Origin of the sequence: Streptomyces griseus (assembly GCF_900460065.1) — a bacterium.
In the GTDB taxonomy this organism is placed as follows: domain Bacteria; phylum Actinomycetota; class Actinomycetes; order Streptomycetales; family Streptomycetaceae; genus Streptomyces; species Streptomyces griseus.
Genome location: NZ_UAVD01000048.1, coordinates 78,693 through 85,601, shown reverse-complemented (window position 1 = coordinate 85,601; position 6,909 = coordinate 78,693). Strand labels below are relative to the sequence as shown.

General features: G+C 69.9%; 6 protein-coding genes. 5 read left to right on the top strand and 1 reads right to left on the bottom strand.

Features of this window, described 5'->3' with window-relative positions:
* Positions 1–317: 317 nt before the first annotated feature.
* Positions 318–875, bottom strand: coding sequence for a riboflavin biosynthesis intermediates N-glycosidase (gene ybiA, locus DTB53_RS31975; RefSeq protein WP_012378813.1), 558 nt, complete (start codon positions 873–875; stop codon positions 318–320).
* Between the two features lie 207 nt (positions 876–1,082).
* Here ybiA and DTB53_RS31970 point away from each other — a divergent pair, with 207 nt between their 5' ends.
* The 5 genes from DTB53_RS31970 (at position 1,083) to DTB53_RS31950 (ending at position 6,897) form a co-directional block, all read left to right on the top strand.
* The gene (locus tag DTB53_RS31970; protein WP_012378812.1) at positions 1,083–2,597 is read left to right on the top strand and encodes a gamma-aminobutyraldehyde dehydrogenase; all 1,515 of its coding nucleotides are present in this window, start codon (positions 1,083–1,085) and stop codon (positions 2,595–2,597) included.
* Between the two features lie 62 nt (positions 2,598–2,659).
* Positions 2,660–3,907: an ABC transporter substrate-binding protein gene (locus tag DTB53_RS31965; protein WP_012378811.1), complete on the top strand. Its 1,248-nt coding sequence runs from the start codon at positions 2,660–2,662 to the stop codon at positions 3,905–3,907.
* Between the two features lie 103 nt (positions 3,908–4,010).
* Positions 4,011–5,165: an ABC transporter ATP-binding protein gene (locus DTB53_RS31960; RefSeq protein WP_012378810.1), complete on the top strand. Its 1,155-nt coding sequence runs from the start codon at positions 4,011–4,013 to the stop codon at positions 5,163–5,165.
* Positions 5,162–6,094 carry an ABC transporter permease gene (locus DTB53_RS31955; protein ID WP_012378809.1) on the top strand — a complete coding sequence of 311 codons (933 nt, stop codon included), beginning with the start codon at positions 5,162–5,164 and terminating at the stop codon, positions 6,092–6,094. Before DTB53_RS31960 ends, DTB53_RS31955 begins: the two co-directional genes overlap by 4 nt.
* Positions 6,094–6,897, top strand: coding sequence for an ABC transporter permease (locus tag DTB53_RS31950; RefSeq protein WP_003965906.1), 804 nt, complete (start codon positions 6,094–6,096; stop codon positions 6,895–6,897). The genes DTB53_RS31955 and DTB53_RS31950 overlap by 1 nt, the downstream gene beginning before the upstream one ends.
* Positions 6,898–6,909 lie beyond the last annotated feature (12 nt).

The window sequence follows — 6,909 nt, the reverse complement described above, 5'->3', positions numbered from 1 at the left end:
GGGACCGCCGCTAGGTCCTGTCGTCCCACCGCCGTCGTCGCCCGAAGGGCGGCCCCGCGGGGTCGGGCGGCAGTGTGACGACAGGGCCCGGACCGGTCGCTTCCCGGGCCAAGGACGCCGTGCACCACCGGCCGGGCGGGGACCGCTCCCCGCCCGGCCGGGACCCCCACCCCCTACGGAACCCGCCCAGCCCCCCGTACCGCACCGGCCCCTGTCCCGCCCGTATCGCACCGCTCCCGGTCGCCCCCGTACCGCCCCCGCCCCATGCGGTCCCCCACCGCACCGGCCCCCTCCGCCCCCGTACCGCACGACCCGGCTCAGGCCGCCGCGTCCGCCCGCAGCCTCTCCCGCGCCTCCATCAGCGCGAAGCCCAGCAGATTCAGCCCCCGCCACTCCTGCGGCCGCTCCACCCGCTCGTCGTCCGCCGCGAGCCCGACGCCCCAGATCCGGTCCAGCGGGGACGCCTCCACCAGCACCCGGTTCCCGGTGCCGAGGAGGAAGCCGCCCAACTCCGGGTCCTGCCCGAACTTGTGCGAGCTGCCCGCCACCACCAGGGCGAACCGCTCCCCGGCCCACACCTCCTCGTCGAAGCCGCGGACCAGGCGCCCCGCCTTCTTCGCCGCCGCCGGACTCCTCGCCGACACCGCCGCCCGCTCCGCCTCCGGATCGCCGAAGATCCGCGCCTTGCCGGCCATCATCCAGTGCTCGGCACTCGCGTACGTCACCCCGTCCACCGAGAACGGCGACGGCCACCACTGGCTGAGGCAACTGCTCCCCAGCAGCCCGTCCGGGCGCGGCCGGTGTCCCCAGAACGGCAGATACTTCACCCGCTTGCCCTGCGCCACGTCCGCCAGGAGCTCATCGATCGGTCCCATGACATGTGAGTGTGGCATCCGCCACTGACACTCCGTACGGGGATTTCCGCACCGACACGACACATGGTCGACAGATTCCGTCGCGTAACCAAAAGGCAACAACGGAATCACTTGTTGGGCTCGAACCCCTCTGTCAGGATCGGCACTCAATTCACGAAGAAGCTACGCCGACCCCGCCCAGCGGGTACAACGGCGGAGGAGAGCGTCATGAGCAACGGCTTCCAGGTGCAGGACCGCTTCGCGGAAGGTGCGCAGTACATCGGCGGCAAGCTGCTCCCCGGCACCTCCGGCCACCACCACGAGGTGGTGAACCCCGCGACCGGCAGATGCGTGCTGCGCTACGAGCTGGCGGGCGCCGACGACGTCGACGCGGCCGTGGCAGCCGCCCGCGCCGCCTTCCCCGGCTGGTCCGCCGCGACCCCCGGCGAACGCTCCGAGGCGATGCACCGCTTCGCCGCCGTCCTCGCCGAGCAGGCGGACGACTTCGCGTACGCCGAGTCCCTCCAGTGCGGCAAGCCGATCAAGCTCTCCACCGAGTTCGACGTACCCGGCACCGTCGACAACGCCGCCTTCTTCGCGGGCGCGGCCCGCCACCTGGAGGGCAAGGCCGCCGCCGAGTACGACGGCGACCACACCTCCTACGTACGTCGCGAGGCGATCGGCGTCGTCGGCTCCATCGCCCCCTGGAACTACCCCCTCCAGATGGCCGCCTGGAAGGTCCTCCCGGCCGTCGCCGCGGGCAACACCATCGTCCTCAAGCCCGCCGAGCTGACCCCGCTCACCTCGCTGATGTTCGCCCAGGCCGCCACCGAGGCCGGTATCCCCGACGGGGTCATCAACATCGTCACCGGCGCCGGCAAGGAGGCCGGCGAGCACCTCGTCGGCCACCCCGACGTCGTGATGACCTCCTTCACCGGCTCCACCGCCGTCGGCAAACGGGTCGCCGAGATCGCCACCGCCACCGTCAAGCGCCTCCACCTGGAGCTCGGCGGCAAGGCCCCCTTCGTGGTCTTCGACGACGCCGACCTGGAGGCCGCCGTCCACGGCGCGGTCGCCGGATCCCTCATCAACACCGGCCAGGACTGCACCGCCGCCACCCGCGCCTACGTCCAGCGCCCCCTCTACGACGCCTTCGTCCGGGACGTCGCCGCGCTCATGGACACCGTCCGGCTCGGCGACCCCTTCGACCCCGCCACCGACCTCGGCCCCCTGATCAGCCACGCCCAGCGCGACCGCGTCGCCGCCTTCGTCGAGCGGGCCCGCGGCTACGCCCGGGTGGTCACCGGCGGCGAGGCACCCGGCGGCGACCTCGCCGACGGCGCGTACTACCGGCCGACCCTCGTCGCGGACGCCGCCCAGGACAGCGAGATCGTCCAGTCGGAGATCTTCGGCCCGGTCCTCGTGGTGCTCCCCTTCGACACCGACGAGGAGGGCATCGCGCTCGCCAACGACACCCCCTACGGACTGGCCGCCTCCGCCTGGACCCGCGACCTGTACCGCGCTAACCGCGCCACCCGCGAGATCCAGGCGGGCTGCGTGTGGGTGAACGACCACATTCCGATCCTCTCCGAGATGCCGCACGGCGGATACAAGGCCAGCGGTTTCGGCAAGGACATGTCGGCGTACTCCTTCGAGGAGTACACGCAGGTCAAGCACGTCATGTACGACAACACCGCGGTCGCCCGGAAGGACTGGCACCGCACGATCTTCGGGGACCGATAGCAGCTGCCGCGCGACCGGGGCCCACGGGCCCCAGCGGCCTGACACCCGAAAGGGCAACGCGTATGGAGAGTTACGAGCCCGAGCGCCTCTCGGCCGCCCAACTGGCGGCCATGAAGCGATCCCTGACCAGCGGCCGGGGCGCCCTCACCCGCCGCTCCCTGCTGCGCGCCTCCGGCATGGGCGCCCTCGCCCTGGGCGGCATGGCCACCCTCGGCGCGTGCGGCATCCCGCCCGCCAAGCGCGCCGACGCCGGTGCGGCCTCCGACGACCACTCGGCCCAGGAGAAGGAAGTCACCTTCTCCAACTGGACCGAGTACATGGACGTCAGCGAGGACGAGAAGGGCCGCCCCACCCTGGAGGCCTTCACCCGGCGCACCGGGATCAGGGTCAAGTACACCGAGGACATCAACGACAACGTCGAGTTCTTCGGCAAGATCAAACCGCAGCTCGCGGCCGGCCAGAACACCGGGCGCGACCTCATATGCGTCACCGACTGGCTCGCCGCCCGCATCATCCGGCTCGGCTGGGCGCAGAAGCTCGACGCCTCGAACCTCCCGCACGCCTTCGCGAACGTCTCCGCCCAGTTCCGCACCCCCGACTGGGACCCGGGCCGCGCCTACTCCTACCCCTGGACCGGCATCCCGACGGTCATCGCGTACAACGTGAAGGCCACCGGCGGCCGCAAGGTCGACTCCGTCACCCAGCTGCTCGACGACCCGAAGCTCAAGGGCCGCGTCTCCTTCCTCTCCGAGATGCGCGACACCATCGGCATGACCCTCCTCGACCAGGGCAAGGACCCGGGGAAGTTCACCGACGCCGAATTCGACGGCGCCATCGGCCGCCTCCAGAAGGCCGTCGACAAGAAGCAGATCCGCCGCTTCACCGGCAACGACTACACCGCCGACCTCAGCAAGGGCGACATCGCCGCGTGCGTCGGCTGGGCCGGGGACATCATCCAGCTCCGGGCCGACAACCCGGACATCGAGTTCGCGATCCCGGCCGCCGGATACATCACCTCCAGCGACAACCTCCTGGTCCCCGCCCAGGCCCGGCACAAGACCAACGCCGAGAAGCTCATCGACTACTACTACGAGCCGCCGGTCGCCGCCCGGCTCGCCGCGTACATCAACTACGTCTGCCCGGTCGACGGCGTACGCGACGAACTCGCGAAGATCGACGAGTCGATGGCCTCCAACACGCTGATCCTCCCCGACAAGGAGATGGCGGCCAAGTCCCGCTCCTTCCGCTCCCTGAGCACGGAGGAAGAGACGGCGTACGAGGAGAAGTTCGCCAAGCTCATCGGCGCCTGACCTCCCGGCCCGCCGCCGGCCGCGACGCGAACCAACCGCCCGGCCGGGCCTGCCCGGGGCACCCCCTTCCCAACTCCCCCCGAACACACTGGGACTGCGACCCATGACACAGCAGCAGCAGACCGCGGGCGGCGATGTCCGCCTCGCCGGGATCAGCAAGACCTACGGCTCCTTCACCGCCGTGCAGCCGCTCGACCTGACCGTGCCCCAGGGCTCCTTCTTCGCCCTGCTCGGCGCGTCCGGCTGCGGCAAGACCACCACCCTGCGGATGATCGCGGGGCTGGAGGAGGCCACCACCGGCACGGTCTTCCTCGGGGAGAAGGACATCACCGACCTGCCCCCGTACAAGCGGCCCGTCAACACCGTCTTCCAGAGCTACGCGCTGTTCCCGCACCTGGACATCACCGAGAACATCGCCTTCGGGCTGCGGCGGCGCGGCATCAAGTCGGTCAAGAAGCAGGTCGACGCCATGCTGGAGCTCGTCCAGCTCGGCGACTTCGCCCGCCGCAAACCGCACCAGCTCTCCGGCGGCCAGCAGCAGCGCGTCGCCGTCGCCCGCGCGCTCATCAACCACCCGCAGGTCCTGCTGCTCGACGAACCGCTCGGCGCCCTCGACCTCAAGCTCCGCCGGCAGATGCAGCTGGAGCTCAAGCGGATCCAGACCGAGGTCGGCATCACCTTCGTGCACGTCACCCACGACCAGGAGGAGGCCATGACCATGGCCGACACCGTCGCGGTGATGAACGGGGGCCGCGTCGAACAGCTCGGCGCGCCCGCCGACCTCTACGAGAACCCGCGCACCACGTTCGTCGCCAACTTCCTCGGCACCTCCAACCTCATCGAGGGAGAGGTCGTCTCCACCGGCTCCGACGTGGTGGTGGCCGCGGGCGGCGGCAGGCTCACCCTGCCCCGCGAGCGATGTTCCGCCCCCACGACGAGCGGCGGCCGGCTCCTCCTCGGCATCCGGCCCGAGAAGATATCCCTGGCCCACGCGGACGACGCGGACTCCATAGCCACCGGCCGCAACCGCGTCACCGGCCGCATCGTCGACTCCAGCTTCATCGGCGTCTCCACCCAGTACGTCGTCGAGAGCCCGGCCGGCACGTCGCTCCAGGTGTACGAGCAGAACATCGACCGCCGCACGGGACTCCTCCCCGGCACCGAGGTGATCCTGCACTGGAACCCCGCCCACACCTTCGGACTCGACGCCGACCAGGACATCGACGCCGGCGTGGAGAGCGTGGAGGACGCGGCGTGAGCCTCACCGAGGCGCCGCCCGCGCCCCCGGCCGACCCCCGGGAGCCGGTGCTCCGCAAGCCCTCCACCCGCAAGCGCCTCGTCCCCTACTGGCTGCTGCTCCCCGGCATCCTCTGGCTCGTCGTCTTCTTCGCCCTGCCGCTCGTCTACCAGGCCTCCACCTCCGTACAGACCGGCTCGCTGGAGCAGGGCTTCGAGGTCACCTGGCACTTCCAGACGTACGTGGACGCGCTGCGCGAGTACTACCCGCAGTTCATCCGGTCCCTGCTGTACGCGGGCACCGCCACGATCCTGTGCCTGCTGCTGGGCTACCCGCTGGCCTACCTCATCGCCTTCAAGGCGGGCCGCTGGCGCAACCTGGTGCTCGTCCTGGTCATCGCCCCGTTCTTCACCAGCTTCCTCATCCGCACACTGGCGTGGAAGACGATCCTCGCCGACGGCGGCGCGGTCGTGGACGTGCTGAACACCCTGCACGTCCTGGACGTCACCAGCTGGCTCGGCTGGACCGAGTCCAACCGGGTCCTCGCCACCCCGATGGCCGTCGTCTGCGGTCTGACGTACAACTTCCTGCCGTTCATGATCCTGCCGCTCTACACCTCGCTGGAGCGGATCGACGGCCGGCTGCACGAGGCGGCGGGAGACCTCTACGCCACCCCCGCCACCACCTTCCGCAAGGTGACCTTCCCGCTCTCCATGCCCGGCGTCGTCTCCGGCACCCTGCTGACCTTCATCCCGGCCAGCGGCGACTACGTCAACGCGGAGCTGCTGGGCTCCACCGACACCAAGATGGTCGGCAGCGTCATCCAGAGCCAGTTCCTGCGGGTCCTGGACTATCCGACGGCCGCCGCGCTCTCGTTCATCCTCATGGCGATCGTCCTGCTGGCGGTCACCGTCTACATCCGCCGCTCCGGGACGGAGGACCTGGTCTGATGCCCGTACTGCGCTGGATACGCCGGAACCTGGTCGTCATCGCGGGTCTGCTGACCCTCGCGTACATGATCCTGCCGAACATCGTCGTGATGGTGTTCTCGTTCAACAAGCCCAAGGGGCGCTTCAACTACGCCTGGCAGCAGTTCTCGCTGGACGCCTGGAAGGACCCCTGCGGCGTCGCCGACCTGTGCGGCTCGCTCTCGCTCTCGCTCCAGATCGCCTTCTGGGCGACGCTCGGGGCGACCGCGCTCGGCACGATGATCGCCTTCGCCCTGGTCCGCTACCGCTTCCGGGCCCGCGGCGCGATCAACTCGCTGATCTTCCTGCCGATGGCGATGCCCGAGGTCGTCATGGCGGCCTCCCTGCTCACCCTCTTCCTGAACATGGGCGCCGAGCTCGGCTTCTGGACCGTGCTGATCGCGCACATCATGTTCTGCCTCAGCTTCGTGGTGACCGCCGTCAAGGCGCGCGTCATGTCGATGGACCCGCGCCTGGAGGAAGCCGCCCGCGACCTGTACGCGGGCCCCGTGCAGACCTTCCTGCGGGTGACCCTTCCCATTGCCGCCCCCGGCATCGCGGCGGGAGCGCTGCTCGCTTTCGCGCTCTCGTTCGACGATTTCATCATCACGAATTTCAACGCGGGCTCCACCGTGACGTTCCCCATGTTCGTCTGGGGATCGGCGCAGCGCGGCACGCCCGTGCAGATCAATGTCATCGGCACCGCCATGTTCGTCCTTGCGGTACTGATGGTTCTTGTCGGTCAGCTCATCGCGAGCCGTCGCAAGAGCAACGCTCGAAACTGAAATTCCTGAAGG

Coding starts and splice junctions, on each gene's coding strand:
- ybiA (WP_012378813.1), bottom strand. CDS start 875: ATGGGACCGATCGATGAGCTCCTGGCGGACGTGGCGCAGGGCAAGCGG.
- DTB53_RS31970 (WP_012378812.1), top strand. CDS start 1,083: ATGAGCAACGGCTTCCAGGTGCAGGACCGCTTCGCGGAAGGTGCGCAG.
- DTB53_RS31965 (WP_012378811.1), top strand. CDS start 2,660: ATGGAGAGTTACGAGCCCGAGCGCCTCTCGGCCGCCCAACTGGCGGCC.
- DTB53_RS31960 (WP_012378810.1), top strand. CDS start 4,011: ATGACACAGCAGCAGCAGACCGCGGGCGGCGATGTCCGCCTCGCCGGG.
- DTB53_RS31950 (WP_003965906.1), top strand. CDS start 6,094: ATGCCCGTACTGCGCTGGATACGCCGGAACCTGGTCGTCATCGCGGGT.